The sequence below is a fragment of the Paenibacillus segetis genome (assembly GCF_014639155.1).
Lineage (GTDB): Bacteria > Bacillota > Bacilli > Paenibacillales > Paenibacillaceae > Fontibacillus > Fontibacillus segetis.
In genome coordinates this window covers 267,854-293,012 of the sequence record NZ_BMFT01000003.1, presented here as the reverse complement: position 1 = coordinate 293,012, position 25,159 = coordinate 267,854, and the positions used below count along the sequence as shown (strand labels likewise).

At 43.5% G+C, this 25,159-nt stretch carries 16 protein-coding genes; 11 read left to right on the top strand and 5 right to left on the bottom strand.

Translation table 11 applies throughout. The features are described 5' to 3' along the window. The first annotated feature begins 153 nt into the window (after positions 1 to 153). From IEW05_RS20585 to IEW05_RS20570, 4 genes are all read left to right on the top strand, one after another. Positions 154 to 2,592 carry a glycoside hydrolase family 2 TIM barrel-domain containing protein gene (locus IEW05_RS20585; protein WP_188541746.1) on the top strand — a complete coding sequence of 813 codons (2,439 nt, stop codon included), beginning with the start codon at positions 154 to 156 and terminating at the stop codon, positions 2,590 to 2,592. Between the two features lie 475 nt (positions 2,593 to 3,067). Then, a complete protein-coding gene (locus IEW05_RS25845; RefSeq protein ID WP_229753600.1) occupies positions 3,068 to 3,451 on the top strand; it encodes a glycoside hydrolase family protein in 384 nt (127 codons plus the stop codon). A 134-nt stretch (positions 3,452 to 3,585) separates the two neighbouring features. Further along, a complete protein-coding gene (locus IEW05_RS20575) occupies positions 3,586 to 5,385 on the top strand; it encodes a family 43 glycosylhydrolase (RefSeq protein WP_188541745.1) in 1,800 nt (599 codons plus the stop codon). A gap of 448 nt (positions 5,386 to 5,833) precedes the next feature. Beyond that, positions 5,834 to 7,315: an ABC transporter substrate-binding protein gene (locus IEW05_RS20570; RefSeq protein WP_229753598.1), complete on the top strand. Its 1,482-nt coding sequence runs from the start codon at positions 5,834 to 5,836 to the stop codon at positions 7,313 to 7,315. Positions 7,316 to 7,666: 351 nt separating this feature from the next. On the opposite strand, the gene IEW05_RS20565 is transcribed toward IEW05_RS20570, so the two are convergent. From IEW05_RS20565 to IEW05_RS20540, 5 genes are all read right to left on the bottom strand, one after another. Next, positions 7,667 to 8,442, bottom strand: a protein-coding gene (locus tag IEW05_RS20565; RefSeq protein ID WP_188541743.1) for an IS5 family transposase whose coding sequence is annotated in 2 segments (ribosomal slippage) — positions 7,667 to 8,115 and positions 8,115 to 8,442 — 777 coding nt in all. Because the reading frame shifts where the segments join, the coding sequence is not laid out codon by codon here. 273 nt (positions 8,443 to 8,715) lie between these two features. Next, positions 8,716 to 15,276, bottom strand: coding sequence for a helicase-like domain-containing protein (locus IEW05_RS20560; RefSeq protein WP_444543953.1), 6,561 nt, complete (start codon positions 15,274 to 15,276; stop codon positions 8,716 to 8,718). 44 nt (positions 15,277 to 15,320) lie between these two features. Continuing rightward, positions 15,321 to 15,776 (bottom strand): DUF6075 family protein, encoded by a 456-nt coding sequence (locus IEW05_RS20550; RefSeq protein WP_188541740.1) that lies wholly within the window; start codon positions 15,774 to 15,776, stop codon positions 15,321 to 15,323. Then, on the bottom strand, positions 15,760 to 16,830 hold the full coding sequence (locus IEW05_RS20545; RefSeq protein ID WP_229753596.1) for a ParB N-terminal domain-containing protein: 1,071 nt from the start codon (positions 16,828 to 16,830) through the stop codon (positions 15,760 to 15,762). Before IEW05_RS20545 ends, IEW05_RS20550 begins: the two co-directional genes overlap by 17 nt. Further along, on the bottom strand, positions 16,799 to 17,611 hold the full coding sequence (locus IEW05_RS20540) for a ParA family protein (protein ID WP_188541739.1): 813 nt from the start codon (positions 17,609 to 17,611) through the stop codon (positions 16,799 to 16,801). The genes IEW05_RS20545 and IEW05_RS20540 overlap by 32 nt, the downstream gene beginning before the upstream one ends. A 509-nt stretch (positions 17,612 to 18,120) precedes the next feature. On the opposite strand from IEW05_RS20540, the gene IEW05_RS20535 reads away from it, so the two are divergent. From IEW05_RS20535 to IEW05_RS20505, 7 genes are all read left to right on the top strand, one after another. Then, entirely contained in the window at positions 18,121 to 18,963 is an 843-nt protein-coding gene (locus IEW05_RS20535) for a helix-turn-helix domain-containing protein (RefSeq protein ID WP_188541738.1), read from the top strand. A gap of 240 nt (positions 18,964 to 19,203) precedes the next feature. Further along, positions 19,204 to 20,574, top strand: a complete 1,371-nt coding sequence (locus IEW05_RS20530; protein WP_188541808.1) for an ABC transporter substrate-binding protein — start codon at positions 19,204 to 19,206, stop codon at positions 20,572 to 20,574. Between the two features lie 127 nt (positions 20,575 to 20,701). After that, positions 20,702 to 21,592, top strand: coding sequence for a carbohydrate ABC transporter permease (locus IEW05_RS20525; RefSeq protein WP_188541737.1), 891 nt, complete (start codon positions 20,702 to 20,704; stop codon positions 21,590 to 21,592). A 23-nt stretch (positions 21,593 to 21,615) separates the two neighbouring features. Beyond that, positions 21,616 to 22,527: a carbohydrate ABC transporter permease gene (locus IEW05_RS20520; RefSeq protein WP_188541736.1), complete on the top strand. Its 912-nt coding sequence runs from the start codon at positions 21,616 to 21,618 to the stop codon at positions 22,525 to 22,527. Between the two features lie 21 nt (positions 22,528 to 22,548). Then, positions 22,549 to 23,406: a metallophosphoesterase family protein gene (locus IEW05_RS20515; protein ID WP_188541735.1), complete on the top strand. Its 858-nt coding sequence runs from the start codon at positions 22,549 to 22,551 to the stop codon at positions 23,404 to 23,406. After that, positions 23,403 to 24,611, top strand: coding sequence for a Gfo/Idh/MocA family oxidoreductase (locus IEW05_RS20510; protein WP_188541734.1), 1,209 nt, complete (start codon positions 23,403 to 23,405; stop codon positions 24,609 to 24,611). The genes IEW05_RS20515 and IEW05_RS20510 overlap by 4 nt, the downstream gene beginning before the upstream one ends. Then, the gene (locus IEW05_RS20505; RefSeq protein WP_188541733.1) at positions 24,608 to 25,138 is read left to right on the top strand and encodes a GNAT family N-acetyltransferase; all 531 of its coding nucleotides are present in this window, start codon (positions 24,608 to 24,610) and stop codon (positions 25,136 to 25,138) included. The genes IEW05_RS20510 and IEW05_RS20505 overlap by 4 nt, the downstream gene beginning before the upstream one ends. The last annotated feature ends 21 nt before the right edge of the window (positions 25,139 to 25,159 follow it).

Below are 25,159 nucleotides of genomic sequence, written 5' to 3'. Positions count from 1 at the left end.
TGATATCAAGTTTCACCTTGGATCAGTTGGTAGAATTCACAGCATTAGGGCTATCAGAAGGAAAAATTCAAAACATCTTTACTGATTTGTGCAGTATTAAAGGGTTAGAAAGCTAAAACTATATATGACTTTAAATGAAGGGTGAAAACGAGAATGATACGAACTTCTTTTAACGGAGATTGGTTGTTGGGGAATAAAAGTGGGTTTTTCTCAGAGATGCAAGGCAAATCGACACCTCTGAGAAGTATTACCCTTCCACACGACGCAATGATCGAAAGATCACGCGAAAAGCCGGAAACGGGTGCGAGTAGTCATCTTCATGCTTTGGGTTATTTTCCTGAAGGAGAATATGAATATAAAAAGAAGTTCTTTGTGCCTGAGGAGTACCGGCATAAAAGAGTAACAGTTGAGTTTGAAGGCGTGTACGCAAATGCAATGGTATATATTAACGGTAATTTTGCTGGGCAGCATCCGTTTGGTTATTCTAATTTTTATGTCAAAACAGACCGTTTTCTAAAATATGGCGAAGAGAACGAAATTAAAGTTATTTCGCTGAATTATAAAGATACACGGTGGTATTCTGGAGCTGGAATCTACCGCAACACGAAGTTAATTGTTGGAGAACTGGTACATGTTGCAATAGACGGTGTGAAAATATCAACCCCCGAAATCACTAACAAAAGGGCTGTTGTCTCTGTGGCCACTGTAATTGAGAATGAAGGGTTGTCCACCCGAACAGTTAATGTTCATACAAAAATTATCGATTCTAATGGTCTTGTCGTGGCCAGTGACATCGCACCAGTTACAACGTTTGCAGGAGAAAATGCGATAATTAGGCAACGGATTTATGTTAGGACTCCCAAGCTTTGGAGTGTCGGTATGCCTAACTTGTATACTTGCAGAACTTGTATCATAGATGATAACGAACAACTGGATGAAGAGTCGACATCATTTGGGATCCGTTCACTTACACTAGACCCGGATCAAGGAATCTGCATCAATGGTGAGGTTGTGAAGTTGCGGGGAGCCTGTATACATCACGACAATGGCGTAATTGGTGCCGCGACAATTGAACGTGCTGAAGAACGTCGCGTCGAGATACTGAAGAATGCAGGATTTAACGCACTTCGCAGTGCTCATCACCCAATGAGTAAAGGACTACTTGATGCTTGTGATCGCCTCGGTATGCTGGTCATGGATGAAAGCTTCGATATGTGGACCTCAACCAAGTGTGATCACGACTATGCCCTACAGTTCCCTCTGTGGTGGGAGAAAGATATAGAAGCAATGGTAGATAAAGATTTCAACCATCCGAGTGTTATTATGTATTCAATCGGTAATGAAATTCTTGAAACCGGGAGGGCAGTTGATTCGACCTGTGGAAGGAAATTAGCGGAGAAGATTCGTTCCCTGGATAACACCCGATATGTTACGAATTCTATCAACTTGCTGCTTTCCATTATTGATGAAATTGCAAAATCTAGAGAAACAGAAATTCAAGAAGGTATTAATACAGTAATGAACAATATCAAAGATCAAATGGCGGCAGCTACAAGCAGCGAGATGGCAACACAAAAAACGGCTGAATCGTTTGCTTATGTGGATATAGCAGGTTATAACTATGCAGAATCACGGTATGTGCAGGACAAAGAACGCTTTCCCAACCGAGTAATTGTTGGTAGTGAAACGTTCCCTGAGACCATTGATAAAAACTGGAAACTAGTTAAGGAGAACAGCCATGTCATCGGAGATTTTACCTGGACGGGGTGGGATTATATCGGTGAAGCAGGTATCGGTAAATTTTCCTATGATACTGATGAGTCAGCATCCGGCGTAGCCGGCTTATATCCGTGGCTTGCTGCCTGGTGTGGTGATATTGACATTACCGGAAACCGGCGCCCAGTATCTTACTACCGTGAAATCGTATTTGGTTTAAGAAAAGATCCCTTCATTGCTGTACAACGACCTGAGCACTTCGGAAAACAGCAAATTCCGTCTATGTGGAGTTGGAGTGATACTGTATCCAGCTGGTCTTGGAATGGTTATGAGGGGAAACCGGTTATGGTGGAAGTATACGCGGATGCAGATGAAGTGGAACTCCTAGTAAATGGAAAAAAAGTCGGGAGAGCTGCTGCAGGTGAAGATCACCGCTTTAAGGCGATTTTTGAAACTGTCTTTGAGTCTGGAGAAATTACAGCAGTAGCCTTCACGAAAGGATTAGAAACCGGGCGTATGACACTTCAATCTGCTAGCGGTAACGTTCAGTTGCAAATAGAACCGGACCGGACTGAAATTACCGCCTCGGATCGTGATCTTTCCTTTGTCATGATTAGCCTTGTAGGAGACAATGGCAGCCTATTCAACAACTTTGATCGTAAAGTCATGATTCAGGTAGAGGGTGCAGGGATTTTACAGGGCTTCGGCAGCGCTAATCCGAAGTCTGAGGAGAATTTTTTTGATACCGAACGAACTACTTTTGATGGCAAAGTGTTAGCTGTTATACGTCCTATCAGTTCCGGAAAGATCATATTGAATGTCAGTGCTGAAGGATGTGACTCACAAACAGTAGTGATCAACGTTCTTAATGTCTAAACCACTGCTATTTAGTTCAGGATACGATATTTTGAATCAGTTATAACCACAAAATATTAATTGAGCAGCGATATTAAAATGAGAGACCCATTTGTTTTTCCAATTTCTACAGATGGAAAGTATTACATGTATGGTAGTACGGATTAAGATATATGGAATACGAGAACAGGATTTAATGTATACGTAGGAAGTGATTTAAACAATGGGGGAGGTCATTATCCTGTATTTAGAGCAGATAAGGATTTTTATTCGGAAAAACAGTTTTGGGCTCCTGAAGTTTATGAGTACGAGGGATGGTACTACTTGTTTGCCACCTTTTTAAGAAAAGACAGTATTTACAAAGAAACTTCCATCCAGCCTTCGTTCGGATAGTTTACTTAGACCATTTAATGCGTATAGCGAAGGGCTTGTTACTCCGACGAAATGGAACTCATTGGACGGGACTTTATAAATTGATGAGAACGGACTTCTTTGGATGCTATTCTATCATGAGTGGCGTCAGGTCGGGGACGGAGAAATCTGCGCTGTGAGATTATCGGAAGATCTTATGAAAGCGATCAGCAACCCTATTGTACTATTTCGAGCTTCAGAGGCTGCTTGGATTACGCCACTTGAACATCCTCCTGCTATGCTGAATACGGAATTGAAATCAAGAAATATTTATGTAACGCATGGAACATTTATGTATAAAGCGTCCAATGGTGATTTATTAATGCTTTGGGCGAGTCATATCAATAATGTTTATGCTATGGTATTTCACGTTCTGTTAGTCAGAGTATTACTGGACCTCGGCTCCATAATGAGGTTCCACTCTACGATATCGACGGCCCGACATGGTATGATCATTAACTTTAAATGATCAACTGATACTGACTCTGCATGCTCATAATAATACACCTGATGAGCGCCCTATCTTTATTCCCATCACTGAAGAGAACGGTCTTGTAACAATAGAATAAGTACGTATTCAAAACCAGAAGGGAGTTTTTTGTAATGGGTTATGTATGTAATCCTTTAAACATCCCGTACACGTATCAGTTTTTTGACGAAAATGGGGTAATTAGTTCCAACCGGGAAGCAGCAGATCCATCTATGGTGCTTTATAATGGAAAATATCTATTGTTCCCTTCTATGACTGCTGGATTTCTTTCCAGTGATAATCTTAGCGATTGGGAGTTTCATTTGCTTAATGATGTGCCAATATTTGATTACGCTCCTGATGTCAGAGTGATCGGTGAATATTTGTATTTTTCTGCTTCAGATTATACTAAAAATTGTTCGTTTTACCGCACTAAAGACCCATTTAATGGAAGTTTCGAGGAGATAAACGGAACGTTTCCCTTTTGGGACCCCAACCTGTTCGTTGATTATGACGATAAAATCTATTTCTATTGGGGTTGTACCAATAATAGACCTATTTACGGAGTTGAAATGAATCCTGTAGATATGAGTCCTATAGGTGATCCCGTGGAGCTTATCTTTGGTGATGTTACAGTAAAGGGCTATGAAAGAACCGGTGAGAACCACGTCTTACCACGATCTTCTGAACAGATTGAAGAAATGGTCGAGGCACATATGAGCAATAACCCCGACACTTCGGAAGAAATGAAAGCGGTAGTTAGACAGTGGCTTGGCAATGACCCATATATTGAAGGGGCATGGATGGATAAACATAATGGTCAATATTATTTTCAGTATGCCAGCCCTGGAACAGAATATAATATTTACTCTGATGGAGTGTATGTATCGGATAAACCGTTGGGGCCATTTAAATTGGCTAAGAACAACCCTTTTTCGTATAAACCGGGGGGCTTTATGCCTGGGGCGGGCCATGGTTCCACAATGGAAGATAAGCATGGGAATGTATGGCATGCATCATCGATGCGAATCAGTGTAAATCATCAGTTTGAAAGACGAGTAGGGATTTGGCCCGCTGGATTTGATGAGGACGGGGAACTATTCTGCAACCAACGATTCGGTGATTGGCCAATGAGAATTGATCAGACGCAAATGGACCCATGGGAAGATCCGGAGTGGATGCTACTCTCTTACAATAAGCCGGCGAGTTCATCATCCTACGAAGCAGGCAAAGATGCTTCGAAGGCGACCGATGAAAATGTTCGGACCTGGTGGAAAGCTGCAGGAAAGAAACCTGGTGAATGGCTAGAAGTGGATTTGCTGCATGAATGCGATGTGCGTGCTATACATATCAACTTTGCAGACGATCAAACAGATATTATAATACCTGAGAGTGCAGAAAAGAAGATGACCTCAGAAGCTTCTAACCATACAGCAATTAGATATATTGACCGTAAAAAGCATTACACAAGATGGCTTCTGGAAGGTTCAATTAACGGTGAACATTATTTCACTATTGCTGACAAGTCCAATGCTGAATCCGACTTACCGCATGATTTGATAATCCCAAAAGAGGGAGTTAAGGCTCGCTATATCAAATGCACAGTGCAGGAATTGCCTTATCGGCAAGTGGCGTGTATCTCCGGTCTGCGAGTTTTTGGTACTGGTGAAGGAAATAGACCTGTGAAAGCAAGAAACGTTCGGACTGAGCTCGCAAGTGAGCTGGATCTTAATGTCTCATGGGAAAAGCATCAAGTCGTCGGTCACAACGTGATTTGGGGGTTTTCACCTGATAAACTCTATCATAGCTATATGGTATTGGGAAGCAATGAAGTTAAGATCGGTGCATTAGTGAAAGGACAGTCCTTATTTGTTAGGGTGGATTCTTTCAATGAAACAGGAGTTACTGAGGGTGACATTATTCAAGTAATATAGTATTGACGAAGAAAAATGGCTGGGTAACTCCGCCATTTTTTTATTTATGATTATGCTGGCATGCTCGCAAAGCTATAGTTTTACATGAGAAGCTTTGCATGTGCACAACTTAACTAAGAATATAAGAATATAAGAATATAAGAATATAAGAATATAAGAATATAAGAATATAAGAATGATATGCTAGCATGGAAAACTGGGTAGACTATATTCGGTCACAAGGAAATCTTGAACATGTATGGAATACCGGAATTCATCTTGGTGACTGGTATACGCCGGTTAGTTAAATTTGTTTGGTCGATAAAATGCTAAAGATGAAGTCGGGATTCTGCTAGATAAAATAATAAGATAGCGCTATTATTGGAAAATAATCCATTAAGAAGTAAGGGGCGACATGATGAATAAAAAAAGAAATAGAGTCATTGGAACGCTTGAGGGGGTTTTGGTTATGTCCTTATTGTTAACTGCATGTTCAACTAATGGGAATAATAACGCAGCTAATAGCAAGACTGACACTAATACAGGTACATATGGAGAAGAAACATATCATGCAATAATGGCAATCCCCTTACTACAAGGCGAACCGAAGGATATGCAACTTGTTGAAGATGAACTAAACAAGCTGGTTAAAGAAAAAATCAATGTATCTCTCGATTTAATACCGATTTCTATTGGGAACTGGACACAGCAAACAAACCTAATGCTGAGTTCCGGTGAAAAACTGGACTTGCTTCTTACAGGGACAGGAACGTATGCTTCTCAGGCAGCTACTGGAAAAATCATTCCGATAGATGAACTACTCAAAGGTCCTGGTAAAGGAGTTGCCGAAGCATTGGGCGAAAAGTACATTAGCGCTACAAAAATTAGCGGAAAAGTATATGGCGTTTCTTCAATCCATGATCTGGCTCAAAATTATTCATACGCTATGCGTAAGGATCTCGTAGATAAGTATAAGATTGATACCACCGACATCAAAACGCTGGATGATGTTGAAAAGGTATTGCAAATCATCAAGGAAAACGAGCCTAATTTAACACCTATTGTTCCGGGAGGTGCTGGAAGTTCGGTCAGCATGTTGGTCGGATACAACCAATATGATCTACTTGGTGATGGAGTTGGCGTTCTTATGGATCGCAATGAGCTAAAGGTTACTAATTTGTATGAGTCTTCTGAATATAAAGCTTTCCTTACAAAATTTCATGATTGGTATACAAAAGGATATATACTTCGGGATGCAGCTACTAATCAAATTGTTCCGAATCAGCTTGTGAAAGCCGGTAAAGTATTTAGTTATTTAACAAATGGAAAACCAGGTTTTGATGCCCAGGAAAGTCGCGCAGCTGGCATGGAAATGGTCTCGGCAGAACTTAATGGACCGACAGTTTCAACGAATGACGTAACCGGATTTATGTGGGCTATCGCCCGGAATTCTGAAAATGCTGAGAAGGCAATGGAAGTTCTTAATCTGTTCTATACAGATAAGGAAGTCATTAACCTGATTAACTGGGGGATTGAAGGTAAACACTATCAGAAAGTGAAAGGTGACATTATCGATTTCGCACCTGGAGTGGATGCAACTAACACGGGCTATATGCCGAACTGGGACTGGCTGACAGGCAATACCTATCTTAGCTATATCTATAAAGGCGGGGACCCGGAGATCTGGGAAAAAACAAAAGAATTTAATGATACTGCTTCACCAGCGAAAGCACTGGGATTTATCTTTAATATTGAACCTGTTAAGAATGAATACACTGCAATCATGAATGTAACCAATCAATACAAAGTTGGATTGGAATCGGGAACGCTAGACCCCGAGGTGGTATTACCTCAATTTATTGAAAAATTAAAGGAAGCCGGAATTGATAAAGTGATTGCTGAAAAGCAAAAGCAGTTGGATGAATGGGCTCAAGCAAATAATGTAAAATAGAAGCCGAAAAGTTTTTCTAGGTAAAATGACCTGTAGAAAGATAAAGAACAAATTGACTCTGTAATAAAGGAGTTCCTTTATTCAGTTCAAAGTATGAGTGCCAGAAAGGACTAACATTCCTCCCTTTAGTATAATACTGTGAGTTGCAAAAGAACTTTTATTGTAATATGAAGCTTAAGAGAATTGGTGATTTTTGATCAGTTTAAATAGACGAGCGATAGATTAGGAAGGAGTTTCGTTTCTAGAAAATACCAACACAATGATCATAAATTAACCAAATAGTATGAGAATGCTTTAGCCGATCTGAATGTAAATATTCGTATGAATTCCTAGGTTGTGTCTGAAAACTCTTCATTGAGTCAATTTGAAAATGGCAGCTACGTATACAAACGCCAAGAATGACTTGGCCAACTTGTCATAACGAGTAGCCACACGGCGAAAGTGTTTGATTTTATTGAAAAAACACTCCACTAAGTGGCGTTCTTTGTAGCGATACCAATCGACTTTCCATGGGTTTTGACTATTCGCTTTAGGCGGGATGGTGTAGGATGCCTGTTTAGCTGTAATCCAATTCCGAATCACTTCTGAGCCATAGGCCTTGTCACCAAGAATATGACTTCCTGTAATGTCAAGCTTCTGAAGTAAATCAATCGCTGGAACGGAATCGTAGACTTGACCACCCGTCAGGAGAAAAGCAAGGGGGTTTCCTAATCCATCGACGACGGTGTGAAGTTTGGTTATCTTTCCGCCACGACTGACACCGATGTGCTGATTCACTTCGTGCCCTGGGGCGTTTTTTTAGCACCGGCACTATGCTGATGGGCTTTAACCGATGTAGAATCAATGCTCAAGTTTTCAAAGTCAGGTTCGACCTGAAGAGTTTGGAAGATCGCGACAAGCAGTCCGGTATCTCGCCACTTGCAGAAGCGACTGTAGACCGTTTTCCATGAACCATAGCGTTCCTCCGGTAGATCTCGCCAGGCTGCACCACTTCGAGCGATCCATAGAAAAGCGTTAAACATGGTTCTTTCACTTAATTTTGACGGACGTCCTGTTTGGTAGGGTGGAAACATGCCCTTAATTTGTTCCCACTGTTCATCGCTTATTTCGTACCGTCTTTGAATCATGCTTGACGCTCCATTCGTTTTCTCAAATCTTACCATGTTATTTAGTTTTCAGACACACCCTAGTTATCATAAGTATTGCAATTTTTGGATTTATGATGATGTTTAAAGAAATACTTATCAAGAGGAACAGACGTGAAAGTAAGCTTGTGAAGAGCTTGAGGAAAAAAACAAAAGAAACAGTACACAAATACTGGAGACTCTTACTTGGACATTGACATTGATTTTTATAAAGAAAACTAACTTATTTAGTTGAAAATAATTTATAACCATATGCTATACTTCTGGTTCTTCGAGATTAAGATCGTCAGGGGCATTATCCAAATTAGAATCTTCAGATATTATTTCCTGTCCTTGCAGGTCTTTGAATTCCAGTTTTGAATTTATCTCCGATTGCCGAGCGACAAGCTGCTGAAGTTGGTATTCCAAATCAAACGGTTTACCTAATTCCTTTTGTGCTGCAGCAAGCTGCTCTAGCGTCTCGTTTTTATGCTGTATTGTGTCTTGAAGTAAAGAAGGCAGCCTCTCGATCATGTTTTCGAGGCGAGAGATATTTCCCAGTGTTGATCCTCCAAGCTCTGCAGAGTGTGTTTCTACCCCTTGGGCTCTTATATGGACGTTATCATAAATTGAACGGAAGAGAGAGAGTGGAAGACCTCGAAACTGGCCAATAACTTTTGCTGGTTGATCCCTCTCGGTTAGCTTGGCTAAAAGAAGAAGTACGTCCCCGGCTTGTGTTCGTTCCTCATAATGCTTTCCATCCAGCCGAATCATAAAATTCGGTTGATTATTTTGTTCTACTACTTGGATATCTGCTTGGAGTTTCTGGATTTTCTCCTCATACATCTTGAGCATCATAGGATACTGTTTGTGTATACGCTGTTCCAACATCGCCTGCTCATTCTGCCAATTCGTCTTCAGCATCTTTAGCCGCATTACTTCATTATCGACCTCCATTTTTTCCGCCAGCATAGGATTGCCTACGGCGATGGCTTTAACTTCTGCGGCCGATAAGACTGTCTCATCGGCATCCTGGCAGGAGCGGGAAATGCTCTTGCCGGTCATTACCTGGGAGATATAGCTCAGTTTCTGCTCCTGAATTTGCCACAGATAAGAGTCGAATGTCCCTTTGGTAACATAGCGGAAAATCTGTACTGCTTCGTTCATATTACCTTGCCGCAAGATACGGCCATCGCGTTGGGTGATGTCCGAAGGACGCCAAGGGCAGTCCAAATGATGGGCAGCGACAAGCCGAGTCTGTACATTGGTCCCAGTACCCATTTTTTGCGTAGAGCCTAGCAACACACGTACTTCGCCGCGGCGGACCTGTTCAAATAAGGCTTCTCTTGCGGAATCGGTATTAGCATCATGGATAAACATTATTTCATGTTCAGACACGCCGCGATGGATCAACTGTGTTTTGATTTCATCATAAACGTTAAATCGTCCGGGCTTTGGCGTACCACTATCACTAAAAATGACTTGAGTTAATTGTTCAGCCTGTGTTTCATTCCATATATCAAAGACATTCTCAATGCATCGATTCAGCTTAGATTCAATTTCGGCCGGGGCATCTTCATGCACCAAACGGGGGTCAATCGACATCAGTTTTGCTTCATGCGTGAGCTTTAGCATATTATCCTCGCTGGCATCCACATCGTTATTGCGGATTTTTTCGGCACGCTCCACGAATTCGTCCATCATTTTCTGCTGAAAAGGGGAGCATTCACTGACGAAGATGGTTGCCTTATCACCGACTAATTTTGGTGTGGGAAGATTGAGCATATCAGCGGTTTGAATGTCAGCAACCAGTCTAAACATACTCATAAGTTCTGGCAAATTGTGAAACTTGGCAAATCGGGATTTCATCCGATAGCCGCTGCCTTCCGGAGTAATTTCAAGAGAGGAGACAACCTCTCCGAATGTTGCCGCCCAGTTGTCAAAGAAGTCTAAACCTAGCCTTTGCAAAAGGCGGGGCTGAAGGTAACGCTGCATAACGTACATCTCGGACATGCTGTTGCTTATTGGGGTGCCAGTGGCGAACACAACACCGCGTCCTTGATTCATTTCCTGCAGATACTGGCATTTGAGCAGCATATCGGTCGCCCGTTGACTACTGGATTTACCGATACCGGCTACGTTACGCATTTTCGTAAACGTGAAACAGTTTTTGTAAGCATGAGATTCATCGACAAAGAGCATATCTACACCAAGCTGTTCGAAGGTAAGAAGATCATCTTTTTTGCTTTCGTTAGCTAAGCGTTCCAATCGAGATTTGAGGTTGTTCTCAAAAACAACCATTTGCTTGATACTCCAGTTGTCGCCTTTTTCTTTTTTGATTTGGTTGATCGTCTGGGAAACATTGGTGATTTCGTTCTGTAGGAGCTGTTCTTGTCGCTCCCGGGAGATCGGGATCTTCTCAAATTGGCTGTGACCAATGATGATTGCATCGTACTCGCCCATAGCAATACGGGATACAAAACGCTGGCGATTGGATAGTGCAAAATCCTTTTTTGTAGTTACCAGAATATTAGCACTGGGGAAGAACCTTAAGAATTCATTTGCCCATTGCTCGGTAAGATGGTTGGGAACACAATACAGTGGCTTGTGAATCGAACCGATTCGTTTGAGATACATCCCGGAGGCAATCATTGCTGCTGTTTTTCCAGCACCAACCTCATGGGCCATGAGTGCAGTACCAGAATAAATAATACGAGCTGCTACATCCTTTTGGTGTTTGCGTAGACTCATTTCTTCATTCATCGCCTGGAAAACGAGATGATCACCACTGTAAGCTCGCGGGCGAATTGTGTTGAATTTTTCGTTATAAATAGTAAGTAGAGCGTCTGATCGAGTCTTATCCTGAAAGAGCCAAGAAGCAAAGCCCTCTTTCATCTGCTGCTGTTTGGCACGGGCAATCATCGTTTCTTTGGCATTGACAACATACTTAACTTGCTCGCTACCACTTGCATCTAAATAGGTAACAGGGTCGCGAATTGTAATACTTTGAAGATTCAAGCTACTTTCATAAATCTCGTAAGCATTTGCTCGTCTTGTACCGAAGGTTTGATTGACCTTGATGGAGCCCGGTTCGATGCTTTTCCCTGAGACACGCCATGTGTTAGTGAATTCTAAATAATCTACATTTACAGTCTGCGAATTTCGCAGTACTTGAGAGGTCTCGAATGTCTCATACATGAATTCCCTGTAGTAACGAACTGGAATCCAAGGACTTCCGATACGAAAATCAATGTCGCCGGGCAACAAGGGAGCCGGCTGCACACGGGTTAGGGCGTCAACATTTCTTTGAAATAAGTCGGGATGTTCTTGTGCCTTCAGTGTTGCATAAGACAACTTATCCCGGACATTGCCGGACAAGTATTCCTCATCAAGTTCCCAACCTTCCTCTTCGTCACCACTATACTTTTGAGGATTCAAATAAATCCGTTCCCCTAGGGCTTCTTTTACTTCATCAATACTCAGATTACACAGATGAGCAATGTAGGCGAGGTCGATTTGTAAACGATGATTTAAGCATATTTGCATTGCTTCCAGTGGATTGTCGGTATGCTCAGGCAGTGTATTAATTCGAATGGTTGGCCGGGTGAATATCGCGGCTTTGCTCCAAGTTTTCTCAGGTGTAAGATCCTCAATGGAGCGAAGAAGAGGTAGTTGATCATCATCGGTAAAAGCAGAGGTATTCGCCCGATCATTAATATAACCGTGTTGCTGAACGAAGCGGTCATAAACCTGATTAAGATGAGACTGGGCTTTTTGTAGTTCTGGAAGTTCGTATCCATACTCTCGGGTTTGAATATTAATAACATCCATCAGAGCTTGGCGTATACTACATAATCCTTTTATACGGTCTGCCTTTTTTCCCTGAATATTTTGTGGTAGAAGTAATCCATTCTCGCAATAGAAGAGCTGACCTTGGTCTTCGATGAATGTGTAATTTTTGGTTCCCGGTGGAACATTTCTGCTGGATGGTTCTTCGTCCTCTTCCCAAAGAGAAGAGAGCCTGTTTTGAGACTGTTCAGTTGAATGACCAACCAATTTAGGGAAGTTAGCCTGCAGGGATCCAAGCGCTTGCTGGAGAGTAGGCAGCAGAATTTGTTCTTCATCTGGGATACATGCACTAGATTTTTCTGCGCCGTACATACCTCGATCCCACTGCATCTTTCCGAGCATCATATCGGGATGGGAAAGATAATAGCGATTAATAGGAATACCGTCGGAGGTCTCACCAATGTTAACCCATTCAGGCAGTTCTTCTTGGGAGAAGAGAAGGGAGGCATCACGTTTCTGCAGAAACACGATATCCGTTGTAACTGTAGTACCCGCAAGGGATTGAAAGGTGGTGTTTGGCAATCGCACCATACCAATCAAATCGGCTTGTTGAGCAATGAGCTGGCGAACTGTTGAATCCTGTTTATCCATGGTTCCTTTACTAACGATATAGGCTAGCATACCACCTGGCTTGAGTAATTCCAAAGAGCGGAGAAAAAAGTAATCATGGATAAGATGGCTACTGGTAAAGCGGCGATCATGAATACGGATATTATGAAACGGAATGTTGGAAAACATAGCATCAAAGCGCATTTCGCGCCAATCTACGCTCTCGAAGCCTTGTAGGTGTATAGATGCACTAGGGTAAAGCTGGCGAGCAATTCGGCCGGTAACCGAGTCTAATTCCACGCCGTGTAACTCCGCGTTCTCCCAATCTGTGGGGAGTACGGAGAAAAAGTTACCGCTGCCCATCGCAGGATCCAATATGCGTCGCCCTGTTCCTTCCGACAAACCGAAACGCTGAAAGGTAGCATGGATGGTTTGGACAATCGCTTGTTCTGTGTAGAAAGCAGTAATTGTTGAATTGCGGGCTGCTGCATACTCTTCCTCATCCAGTAATTGCTTCAGCTCAGCATATTCATTTTCCCAGCCCTTAGCTGAAGGGTGGAAAGCATTCGCTAGGCCACCCCAGCCCACGTAACCAGCTAAAATCTGTTGTTGTTCCGGGTTTGCCTGCTGCTGTTCACTTTCCAACAGCTTAAGTAACTGTATGGCTTCTACGTTGCGCTTATATTTGCTCTTAGGGCCTGATACATAAGGGGAGTGATCAGGATAAAAACGATAATTTATTGTAGGGGTTGGCAAGGAGATAGGCTGAGCTTCACTCTTTGATTCTTCATCCAGAGGAATACTGCTATCCTTATTTAAGGCTAGAGGGCTATTTGGTATTTCATCGTTTGGAGTTGCATCTTCCGTAGAAGATTGTTCGGCAAAATCAAATAATGTCAATTCAGGTCCTGGCGAAGGAAAAGGAGCGAGTGCTTTATCATAGTGACCTTCCGTTATTAATTGAAGGAGGGTGTCACTTATTTTTTTCCATTTGAATTGCTCTTGATGGGATCCGGTTGAGTCTCTCCAATCAATCGTAACACCTTTTCCATCGTACATATATCCAATTACATGTTCAAAATCGCCTCTAGCACCACTTATGCCATATAACGATTTTAGAAATGCAATCAAATCGGCAGATTTCACGGGATGATGTTCAACCACAAACTGATAGATGTGCTGCTTTCTGGATTCAACACTTTTTCCGCTGGATAACAGAAAGATGAGCATTTCTTCTCCAGTTTGGCCATGAGAAAAATCAGAAGAAGTACTGGGCATAAAAAAAGAACCGCTATGTGGCGGTTCTGAATGGGTGGAAGTGACGATGGGTTCGATTATCTCGGTTTCAGTACGATGTCGTTCAAGATCAATTCTTCTGCCGTCGATTTGATCTGGTTCAGGTGTCGTGATCGTTCCAGTGTATCGTCGGTCTTTGGTATCGGTCGAAGGCCGAGCAACTGCTCGGTCAGTTGCTCCATCCGTTCCAGAGCTGCCTGCTCGACGTTGTGTATCGTCTCCATAAGGATGCCTTGCATCAAGAGAATCTGGAAACGCTGTGGATGATTGTCCCGAAGATAACTCATTGCCATCCGGCCGTACTTGCCCAAAGGCTGCTGGTCTACTTTGACTTCGTTCGAAATGTTCAAGTTGGGATATAGCAGACCGTCGATTTCGCGGTACGTCAGGTTCGGGCTGTTCGAATTGTTCATTTTGCAAACTCCTTTCTGCTTCCATGATTTTAATATATCGAGCAATATCTCCTAGCAGGCTGCGGGCTAGAACATTGATTTGGTTGCCTAACCTTGCTGCCAACGAGAGCGTATGAAAATGAGTGATCGTGGTAAAGTCTACATTATCGGGTTCAGGTAGCTGACAGCGCTGATGAATTAGATAGCGAAGACTGTCCCTAACTAAATCTCCGATGTGCTGTTCCAGACCTTGCAGAGGAACCATTCCTAAGAAATGATCCTTGATATCAAGTTCAATATCCTGTAGCCAATCGTCTAATGAAGTAAGAACAGCTGAACGCGTCATCTGAGAAATGGCCTCAGGTAAAACCAGCGTATCGTAAGAAGTGAGTCTTCCAGCAAGCTCCTCTGTGTCCACCTGATTCAAATTCCAAAGCTGTGGAGCATTCTTACCTGTCGTCTGTGATACGTCAAACAGGTAGGTTAAGGTGGGATTATTGCCCGATATGAAGTCGCAAACCGCGACACTCTTTTCACCTTTGCGAACATACCTTCCTAACTGATTCCACAAAGATAAGGGAGCCAGCATGGTCGCATTTGGTCGTTGGTTATAGATCAGCAAAGTGTTATCAAAGGAATACTTGTAGATTGATGCTGCGAATTCTAAGTAGTCACGCCAAGCTTCTGCGCTGCGAGTAATGTCTGCAATAGCAGATGAGTAAAGATCTCGCAGTTGATCCATACGGCTCATGAAGGGCTCTCCTTTCTTTGGAACTGGGATAGAGAGGTATAGAATTAGATTTCCTGTTCATAAAAGCCCAGCATGTCCTTAGCATCCAGCAGGGAGAACGGGAGGGATGAGTGATCAAAGGAGTGAGTATACTCTGAATACCGCAACTTAATGGATTCAAAAAAGTAAGGCATCAGGTTTGTATCAAACAAAAAGTATGGGCTGTAATTCCGAGGACGGTCCGGATTCAACTCGCTATCACCGGTAAAGCCATTGAACAAATTAAAGGCCAGACGGGTTATTTTCAAGGTTGTGCCGGTTTGCCAGCCCTCTTGCAATCCTTCCAGTCGGATACAGTTATCTTGATGATCGTAAAGATCTTTAATATGCTGGCGGGTTTGCGATGATAGGCCCAATGTGTAGAACAAAGATTTGTGGTAGGAATCTTGCGGTATATTGGCCATTCGCAAATTACCTTCATAGAATTGCTCATGCTCAATATCTTTAAAGTTCGGGCTCATGTTCATCGGCCTCCTTATGATTTTGGGCTGAAGCATATTGCTGTTGATGGGAAAAATACATTTCCAGAGCCTCGTCGATAATCTGCTCAACCTCAGAAGCTTTGCTTTGGCTGGTAAAATATTTGGAAAAGACTTTATGCTTTAATTTGAATGGCGGTGGTGTTTGGCTCCGTGGCTTTCGAGTTGCTTCACCAGATAATATTTTGTTGGTTTGCTCTACGCTGAGCCTTCCCGAGTAACCTTGCAATAGCTCTGATTTTTTCATATCCAACTTAAATCCGTTGTCAGTGATGGATTGTTCGACCATGGATTGCTCACCCTCTGATAAGTAAGACAGGTGAACGGCACATCGTAATGGCAACTCATCAGCATCGACACGCTGTTTTAATCCAGGAATCAGTTTATCGATTCGTAGCAGTCTGGATACAGAATTTTTGGACAAACCGTATTCATGGGCAACCTTTTCCCGACTAGTTGACCTCTGCCCCATTGGGGCAGAAGTATCATTTTCCTTGTTGTACTGCGGGTTTTCTAGCTTTTTTAGCTCATCGATAATATCATTGCGTTTCCCCTGGGAGAACATTTCAGAATGACTTATGGACAACACCTTTGCTTTTTCGGAGGGACGCATATCGTTAAAGGAACGCTGAAGCACATTCGTTTCCACGACATACAGCAGCGCTTCTTCATCGGACAAATGTTCCTTTATAATAGAAGGAAGCTGCTCAAGTCCGACAAGTTGGGCAGCATTCATGCGATTATGCCCTGACAACATCTCGTATTCGTAACCTGTTTCATCCGGTTCAATTGTGCGAATAATGACTGGTACAAGGATGCCGTTGGCTGCAATGCTGTCTACCATATCAGTGAGGCGTTCTCCCTCATACAAGTGGAAGGGATGATCTTTAAAAAATCTTATTTTATTTATAGGAATAGATGGTATATTTCCCTTTGATGAAATTGAGTCTGCATTATGGGATGAATGCTCCGAAAGCTTCAGTAGTTCATCAATATTTCCTAGCTTAGGAGTGATTCGAGGCTTGGGCATATTCATGCTGCATCAGCTCCTTTGCCAGATTTTGATAAGCTGCTGTTACTTTTGATTTAGGCAAATAAGTCATTAAGCTTTGGCTATAAAAGTTGGCTTCTCCGACTTTAACTGAGAGCGGGATTTGTGATGAAAAGATGCGGATGATTTCTCCGTAGTAGTCTTGAACCAATTTGTAAGCTTCCTTGTACAAATTGGTGCGTGGATCACACATAGTCATTAAAATGCCTTCAATAGTAATTCGCGGGTTAATCCGTTTTTTTACCTTCACAATGATGTTAAGTAACTGAGTAAGACCTGTGGCAGACCAGAGTTGTGGGTTAACAGGAATCAGGACGCTGTCACTGGCCGCAAGGGCATTAATGGTCAGTAAGCCTAAAGACGGGTTGGTATCGATGAGGATATAATCATAAAGTTCTTTCATGGGTTCCAGCAGAGTGGCCAGTGTTTTCTCACTGCCCATTTCATCTCGCAGATTAATCTCAGTGACAGATAATTCGATATTGCTGGGAATAAGATCAATATTGTCTTGGTGGTGAATGTACTCCTGTTCCGCAGGAAGTGGATGATCACTCATGAGAGCATCCAGGACGTTACACATACTAATCGCCAGTTGATCCGGCTGCTCAATTCCGAAGCAAAGGCTGAGATTGCCCTGGGGGTCAAAATCCACTAATAACACTTTTTTATTTTCTTGAGATAAAGCATGAGCGAGATTATAAGCAGATGTAGTTTTACCCGTGCCGCCCTTTTGATTGGCTATGGTAATGGTTTTAGCTTTGAGCATTTGAAATACCCTCCCTGGAGCTTTGCTCCAAATATTTGTCAATGGTAGGGAGTGGGCAGGTTCTTGTCAGTTTCTTTCCGAGTTCTTCCCAACATGCAAAAATGCTTACTTTTTGGTTTCGCGGCGGGAAGCCTTACTGTGCTTGGAAAAACGTGAAAAACCCGCAAAAAACCTTGATTTAGCAAGGCTTTTCGCGGGTTGAGGATTCCTCTACTTTGACCTAGATTCCACTACTGACTGAGTAGCTGATGCGACTCAAAATCGAGTGGGAAACCGTGGAGGTTCGAGTCCTCTCACCGGTACCAAGGTTAAATCTTAAGTTCATTAGGTAACTCCTAATGGGCTTTTTTTGTTTTGTATTTTAAGTAAACTCTTCATCATTTCCTCGTGATCAACTCCCACAAATCTATCATTTCATTCTTAATAATTTACAATCCGAAATACCCTTTTACTTGTAGTTTATACCATCCGAATAGTGGATTGTTAACTTAATGAAAAGGGGTGATAGGATGAGAACAACGGAAAGTGCTTACCCAATGCAAGTACTCACTAGTCAAGAACTTGGATGGGACAATATTCAAGTCACAAGATGGCCTACACCACAGCAGGCTATTAGTAAACTCCCCGGAAGTAAACATTTATTAGGAATTCACTGCTCCGCATACTATGAGAACTATTATACAATTCATATCATTCCTGCAGGTGAACCGGTGCTGTGCTCCTGGGGAAAAGCCTCTTTATATTTTCTGCTAATTGAACTCCCCCCTTCATACCTAGAACGTATTGCGCGAGAATCTGGTTTTCTCAAGGAAGGATTTATTCAACTGGAGCGTAAATCTTATGTCAAAGATCCTAAATTGCTGCAGCTCGGACTCTGGATGCTTGAAGAACTTCAGAACGAGGGCAGACAAGGACAAATATATATTGATTCACTCTCTAATATGTTGTCAGTACATCTGTTGAGCCATTATGCCCAGGTGAGCAGGGGAGCGGTGGTCTCGAGAATTACGACAAATCAGGAGATCTATCAAACTATCGAATATATGAGAGAAAATTTAGATGAGGAACTGTCGATCCAGGAACTGGCAGACAGGGCCAATCTAAGCTTGTCCCACTATATCCGACTGTTCAAACAACAGACAGGCCATACGCCGCATCATTACTTAATTCGACTGCGGATTGAACGCTCCAAGTCATTGATTTGCCAAGGTGAATACGGGCTGAGGGAAATCGCTGACCAAGCGGGATTTGCGGATCAAGGACATTTTACGAGAATGTTTAAGCGATTGACAGGAATGACACCAAAGCAATATACCCAAGAAGTGTCTGGAAACAGGATTATCACAAAATGATTGTTTTGTTCAACAAATTCAGCATTTTGTTCAAGATGGGCCAAAACCTTGAAGCTACAATTAAGTTAAAGCTCGGCGGACTAGTGATAGGACCATAAGCCGGGTTAAACAGAGTCTAAGTCTCTATCACAGGTTGTTCAGTCTCACGACTATCAACTTTCCTTATGAGCGGAGACGGACTGTAAATTCAGGAGGAGGCAAACAATGACAATGCTTTATAAAAACGAGGGGAGAAAATCTATGTTGAAGCAAGGGAAAATGGCTCTAATCGTGCTTGTCTTCACATTAATCTTTGCTGGCTGTAGCCAAGGGAACAGTAATCAAGCAGCCGATGCCAAGGGGAATTCCAGTACGGCGAGTCCATCGACACCAGTAAGTGCTACACCAGATCAAGCTGCTCAAGACCCGGTTGAAATCTCATTTTATTATCCGGTCAACGTAGGTGGGCCATTAACGAAGGTTATTGATAGTATGGCAGACTCCTTCATGGTGAAGTTCCCCAATATTAAGGTTAAACCAGTCTACACCGGAAACTATGGTGATAATACGGTTAAAATTCAGGCAGGGGTACAAGCCAAACAGCCGCCGGATGTGGCTGTAATGATGTCCACAGAGCTGTATAGCATGCTGGACATGGAGGCGATCATTCCACTGGATGATTTTATAGCTAAGGATACTGATTATAATAAAGACGATTTTTATCCTGCATTCGTGGAGGATACTCAAGCGGATGGTCATACGTACAGTGTTCCATTCCAGAGGAGTACGATTGTTTTATATTACAACAAGGACATGTTCAAAGAAGCTGGTCTAGACCCAAGTAAACCGCCAGCTAACTGGGAAGAGTTGGTGAGTGATGCTCAGAAGCTGAATCGTGATGGACATACTGGGTTAGAAATACCTGGAAACGATGATTCCTATTGGATGTTCCAAATGCTTGCCCGTCAGAACGCAAGTGATCCGAAGCAGAGCATTATGGGAGACGACGGCAAAAAGGCAAATTTCAATACGCCGGAGAACGTTGAAGCTCTTCAGTTCTGGCTTGATTTGTCTCATAAATATAAGGCTATGCCAGAGGGTGTAATTGATTGGGCTGCCACTCCGACTGATTTCATCGAAGGCAAGACGGCGATGATGATGCACACTAGCGGTAATCTCACGAACGTGAAGAATAATGCAAAATTCGACTTTGGCGTAGCTTTCTCACCGGCTAATAAGCAATTTGGATCACCTACGGGTGGAGGTAACCTGTATATTTTCAAGGATACAAGTCCAGAGAAACAGGCGGCGGCTTGGGAATTTGCCAAATACATGACCGAGCCGGAACAAGCGGCGTTATTCAGTTCGTCATCCGGTTATGTTGGTGTGCGACAGTCCGCCTACGATACAGAAGCTATGAAGACTTATACGGCAAGCTTCCCGCAGGCACTCGTTGCCCGTGATCAATTGGAGTATGCGTTTCGGGAACTATCGACGCATAACCACGGGAAGGTATCCTCGGCCCTTACCAATCAAATTCAGTCCGCGCTAGCGGGGAAAATAGATGCGGCTGGTGCATTGAAGGCGGCACAAGAAGAGGCGGATCGTGCGCTTGCCCCATTTAACAAATAAGTCTGACAGAATTTGAAAGTTCCATATAATAGTCCGACGGGATGCGGATGACACGGCTCCCGTCGGCATTTCTTTACACGAATTCGCAAGATAACAGAGCGGAAGCTGCAAGGAGGAATACACCAATATGAATACCCGTTGGAGCGAGAAGCTTAGGCGGAACGGATTCGGGTGGGGGCTTGTATTACCATCACTATTGTTTCTTTGTATGTTCACGTACTATCCCATGCTTAAATCGGCAGGACTGAGTCTTTTTGAGAAAAATTTAGCTGTGCGTAATCCCGTATTCGTAGGGTTGGATAATTATAAAGCGTTATTGCATGATCCTGTCTTTATTGAAGTATTTCGAAATAATATCTGGTTTGCCGTTGGTACGGTACCGGTTTCTATGGCGCTGGCCTTTGCGCTGGCATTGTTTGCGGATAAAGCGATCCGGGGCAAAGGTATGGTCCGGGTCGCTTTTTTCTACCCGAATATGATCCCGATGATCGCCGCTGCGAGCATTTGGCTATTTCTTTATATGCCTCAGTTTGGTTTGTTCGCTAAGTTTGCTTCCTGGATTGCAGGCAGTGAAGTAAATTTGCTTGGAAATCCCGATACGGTGCTCGCTTCCTTGATTGTGATGACTATCTGGAAAGAAGCCGGATATTTCATGATCTTCTATCTGGCCGGGATGCAGCAGATTCCAAAAGATCTTTATGAGTCAGCTTCGGTAGATGGGGTCGGAGTGTGGAAGCAGCAATTGCGTATTACGATTCCTTTAACCATGCCTACGACGTTATTTGTCACCGTTGTGGCCATCACGAATGCCTTTAAATGGGTCGATCATTTATGGATGATGACTAAAGGAGGACCGGATCATGCCAGCAGTCTGTTGTTGTATTACATCTATGAGACGACCTTTAACTTCAACGATCAGGGGATGGCGGCGGCCATGACTGTTGTTATGATCGTTATGTTGCTCATTATATCCTGTCTCCAGTTTGTTGGATGGGAACGCAAGGTTCATTATCAGTAAAATATGGGAGGGGGTAAATAATCATGGGGAACTCTACCGATCTGTCCTTGCCCGTTAATCAGCGGCTGGAGCGGAAGAGAACGGTGCATGACGACCAGAAGCTTCAATCCGCACGTCGTCGAAGGGTAGCCAGTCAGGTGCTATGGCACGCGATTATGATAGTTTTTGTAGCCGCATGGTTGATTCCACTTGTGTGGGTTATGCGTAATGCTTTCCTTCCGAAGGATGCATCCATTGGAATGGGCTGGTCTTTGAAATTCACGTTAGATAATTTCATACGGGTGTGGCAGGGTGCACCGTTTGGACAATACATGTTGAATACGCTGCTTGTGACCGCAGGAATATTTGCAGTGCAGATTGTTACATTGACGCTGGCTGCATATGCGTTCGCCCGAGTTCCTTTTGCCGGACGCAGTGTTGTATTTATGCTCTTTCTTGTTCAGATTATGGTTCCGCCGGACGTCCTCATTTTCTCTAACTACCAGATTATCAATGATCTGGGGCTGCTCGATACGAAGCTCGGCATTATGCTTCCTTACTTTGCCTCGGCATTTGGTGTTTTCCTGCTGCGACAGGCCTTCAAGCAGCTTCCCTACGAGCTAGAGGAGGCTGCGCGCGTGGAAGGAAGTTCATCACTTGGTATCCTCCGTCGTATTTACGTACCGCTGTCCAAACCGATCTACCTATCGTTCGCCATCGTTTCCATCAGCTTTCACTGGAATGATTTTCTCTGGCCGCTTATTGTGACGAATTCGCCGGAAAATCGCTTACTAACCGTAGGGTTGGGCATGTTCGCCAAATCGACCGAGGCGGGTGCGCAGTGGACCGATGTCAGTGCAGCTACCTTAATCGTGACCACACCGATGCTAATTGGCTTTCTGTTGTTCCAGCGGCAGTTTATCAGCAGTTTTATGCATTCGGGAATAAAAGGATAAAAGATAAGGGGGCAACCTTCAATGAAGCTGATTATTATGGGTGATTTGCATTATCCCGGGGAGCTGGTCGATGCCGATGACGCGATGGAAGAAGCAAGAGATCTATTCTACGGCCAATATCTCGAGGAATTTTTGGCTGTTGAAGCGGATTATCATATATCCATTGGTGACCTGACACATGCCGGAGCGGCCTCCGAATTCGAATTTATTATGAATCATGTCAAACGTTCGCTCCAGGGCGGCCGCTTTTTGTATGTATTGGGTAATCATGATACACATTCCTGTTCTAAAGACAATATCGAGGTCTTGACCGGACAGCAGCGTTATTTGGTTATTGAAGAGGAGGAAGCGGTTCTGCTCTTGCTGGATACCTCCCGAGAGACTCCTGAAGATTGGAGTGGCATGATCGACAGAGAACAATTGGACTGGCTGCGCGTGCAGATGAATAAATATGGCGAAAAACCGCTCTTTGTGTTCGCCCATCATCCAATATACGACACAACTGCTAGATCAACGGAGTCGATGATGTCCCTTGATCCGACAATGGACCTATTGTCTATCCTGAACGAACATCAAGGGCCAGGTATTTTCTTTAACGGTCATAATCATGTTCAGTCGATGGTGCAGAGCGGACGCTGGTACTTTGTCCAGATTGCAGCTGTACCTGATATTCCTACTGCTATAATCGTAGATCTACATGATCAACACATCAGCATCGGGAAAATTCACCTCAATGCTGTACCCTATCAGGAACTTGCAGCGATTTTTGCCAAAGGAATGTACGATTACGATCCTCGCCCAGATGCGGAAGGAGACCAGAGTATTAAACATATGAACTTGTCTCTCTCATTTTTAAAGAAAGAAGAGGTGAGTCCATGACTCGTAAACGTGTCAGACTGGCGATTGTGGGAGGTAACCGAGGAACAAGCTTTTTGAATGCCCTACATGCCTTATCAGATCGGATTGATCTTACGGCTACTTGTGACCTGAATGAACTGGTACTGAACCAGTGGAAAGAGAAGTTCCCCGAAATACGCACATACTCTGATTATTCTCGCATGCTGCAGGACTCCTCTATTGATGCGGTATTTGTGATTAGTCCCATGCATTTGCATGCGCGCCATTCCATCGAAGCTCTGAATGCGGGCAAGCATGTGTTAAGTGAGGTTATTGCTATTCAGTCGCTGGAGGAAGCGTGGGAATTAGTGGAGACCGTAGAACGAACAGGGCTTAAATATATGATGTCGGAAAATTACTGTTTCTCTAGGTCAAATCTGATGGTAAATCATATGGCGCAGCAAGGTTTGTTTGGAGAAATCACCCATGTGGAAGGAGGGTACATTCATGACCTGCGCCATTTGATTCATCATCCAGATGGATCACTTACCTGGCGTGGCCAACTTCACCAGAATTATAACGGAGTTAATTATCCAACGCATTCCCTTGGACCTGCTGCCCAGTGGATTAATCTTAATAAGCCGGGCGGGGACCGGCTAAAAAGTATTTCATCGCATGTCTCCAAATCAAGAGCGTTACAGCACTACTTCAGCGATCAATATGGCAAGGATCATCCGGCGGCCCGTGAAGGCTTCTGGCGTCAAGGAGATTCCGCTGTAGCAGCCTTAATGACCGAGAATGGCGTACTTATTACACTACGTGTCGACTGGACCTCGGTCCGTCCGCATAATAAGACGCATTATATGCTACAAGGGACAAAAGGAGCGTATTTGTCGGGCCGTCATCCGCTTGAGGAGGATCTATTATGGCTGCAGGACCGCTCACCGCTCAATGGGGAAGACGGATCGGAAATGTGGGAGCTAATGTCCAGTTATCAACCCGAATATGATCATCCAAAATGGAAGCAGTGGGGACACTTCGCCGCTGGTACGAAGCATGGGGGAGGTGATTTTCTTGTGCTGGAGGAATTTATCTCCGCAATACAAGAAAATCGGACCCCACTGGTAGATGTATATGATGCCATCACTTGGAGTTCCGTCTTTTTCCTCTCGATGGAATCGGTTAAGGCAGGCGGAAATACGGTGAATTTTCCCGACTTCAAAGCCAGGGCGGGGGTTACTGAATGAGAGATGGACGTTCTAAACTACTCATGAAGAAGACTTCGTTGACTGATTTACCGCAGCTTAGCATACCGGAAGGGTACAGTTTGAGGTCGTTTCAACCAGTCGATGTAACAGAATGGGAATATATTATTCGAATTTCATTCGCGCGCGAGATTGCTTTTGGTGACAAAATTGGATTTCAACCTCCTTTTCATCCGGAGAAAATTTTATTTCTTTGTCATCAGGGTCTTGCTGTTGCTACCGCTGTCGCCTGGGAGAAAGAAGACGGAAATCGAGACTGCGGATATCTGCATATGGTTGGAGTGCTGCCTGGTCACTCGGGTAAGGGATTGGGATATACGATTGCATTGGCAGCACTACATCGGATGAGAGAAGAGGGGAAGCAGGGGGCAATGCTTGAGACTGATGACTTCCGGCTTGCAGCGATCTCAATCTATCGTAAGCTGGGGTTTCATCCTGTATTTGTGGAAAAGGATCATTCGGAGCGCTGGAAGCTCATATTTATGGATTTGTTGTCAGAGGAAGGTTAGTGGGGAATGTCTTTGTCTCTT

What these genes read in the sequence shown, in the direction of transcription:
- IEW05_RS20585 (WP_188541746.1), top strand. Translation starts at nt 154, where the DNA reads ATGATACGAACTTCTTTTAACGGAGATTGGTTGTTGGGGAATAAAAGT.
- IEW05_RS25845 (WP_229753600.1), top strand. Translation starts at nt 3,068, where the DNA reads ATGCTATTCTATCATGAGTGGCGTCAGGTCGGGGACGGAGAAATCTGC.
- IEW05_RS20575 (WP_188541745.1), top strand. Translation starts at nt 3,586, where the DNA reads ATGGGTTATGTATGTAATCCTTTAAACATCCCGTACACGTATCAGTTT.
- IEW05_RS20570 (WP_229753598.1), top strand. Translation starts at nt 5,834, where the DNA reads ATGTCCTTATTGTTAACTGCATGTTCAACTAATGGGAATAATAACGCA.
- IEW05_RS20560 (WP_444543953.1), bottom strand. Translation starts at nt 15,276, where the DNA reads ATGAGCCGTATGGATCAACTGCGAGATCTTTACTCATCTGCTATTGCA.
- IEW05_RS20550 (WP_188541740.1), bottom strand. Translation starts at nt 15,776, where the DNA reads ATGAGCCCGAACTTTAAAGATATTGAGCATGAGCAATTCTATGAAGGT.
- IEW05_RS20545 (WP_229753596.1), bottom strand. Translation starts at nt 16,830, where the DNA reads ATGAATATGCCCAAGCCTCGAATCACTCCTAAGCTAGGAAATATTGAT.
- IEW05_RS20540 (WP_188541739.1), bottom strand. Translation starts at nt 17,611, where the DNA reads ATGCTCAAAGCTAAAACCATTACCATAGCCAATCAAAAGGGCGGCACG.
- IEW05_RS20535 (WP_188541738.1), top strand. Translation starts at nt 18,121, where the DNA reads ATGAGAACAACGGAAAGTGCTTACCCAATGCAAGTACTCACTAGTCAA.
- IEW05_RS20530 (WP_188541808.1), top strand. Translation starts at nt 19,204, where the DNA reads ATGTTGAAGCAAGGGAAAATGGCTCTAATCGTGCTTGTCTTCACATTA.
- IEW05_RS20525 (WP_188541737.1), top strand. Translation starts at nt 20,702, where the DNA reads ATGAATACCCGTTGGAGCGAGAAGCTTAGGCGGAACGGATTCGGGTGG.
- IEW05_RS20520 (WP_188541736.1), top strand. Translation starts at nt 21,616, where the DNA reads ATGGGGAACTCTACCGATCTGTCCTTGCCCGTTAATCAGCGGCTGGAG.
- IEW05_RS20515 (WP_188541735.1), top strand. Translation starts at nt 22,549, where the DNA reads ATGAAGCTGATTATTATGGGTGATTTGCATTATCCCGGGGAGCTGGTC.
- IEW05_RS20510 (WP_188541734.1), top strand. Translation starts at nt 23,403, where the DNA reads ATGACTCGTAAACGTGTCAGACTGGCGATTGTGGGAGGTAACCGAGGA.
- IEW05_RS20505 (WP_188541733.1), top strand. Translation starts at nt 24,608, where the DNA reads ATGAGAGATGGACGTTCTAAACTACTCATGAAGAAGACTTCGTTGACT.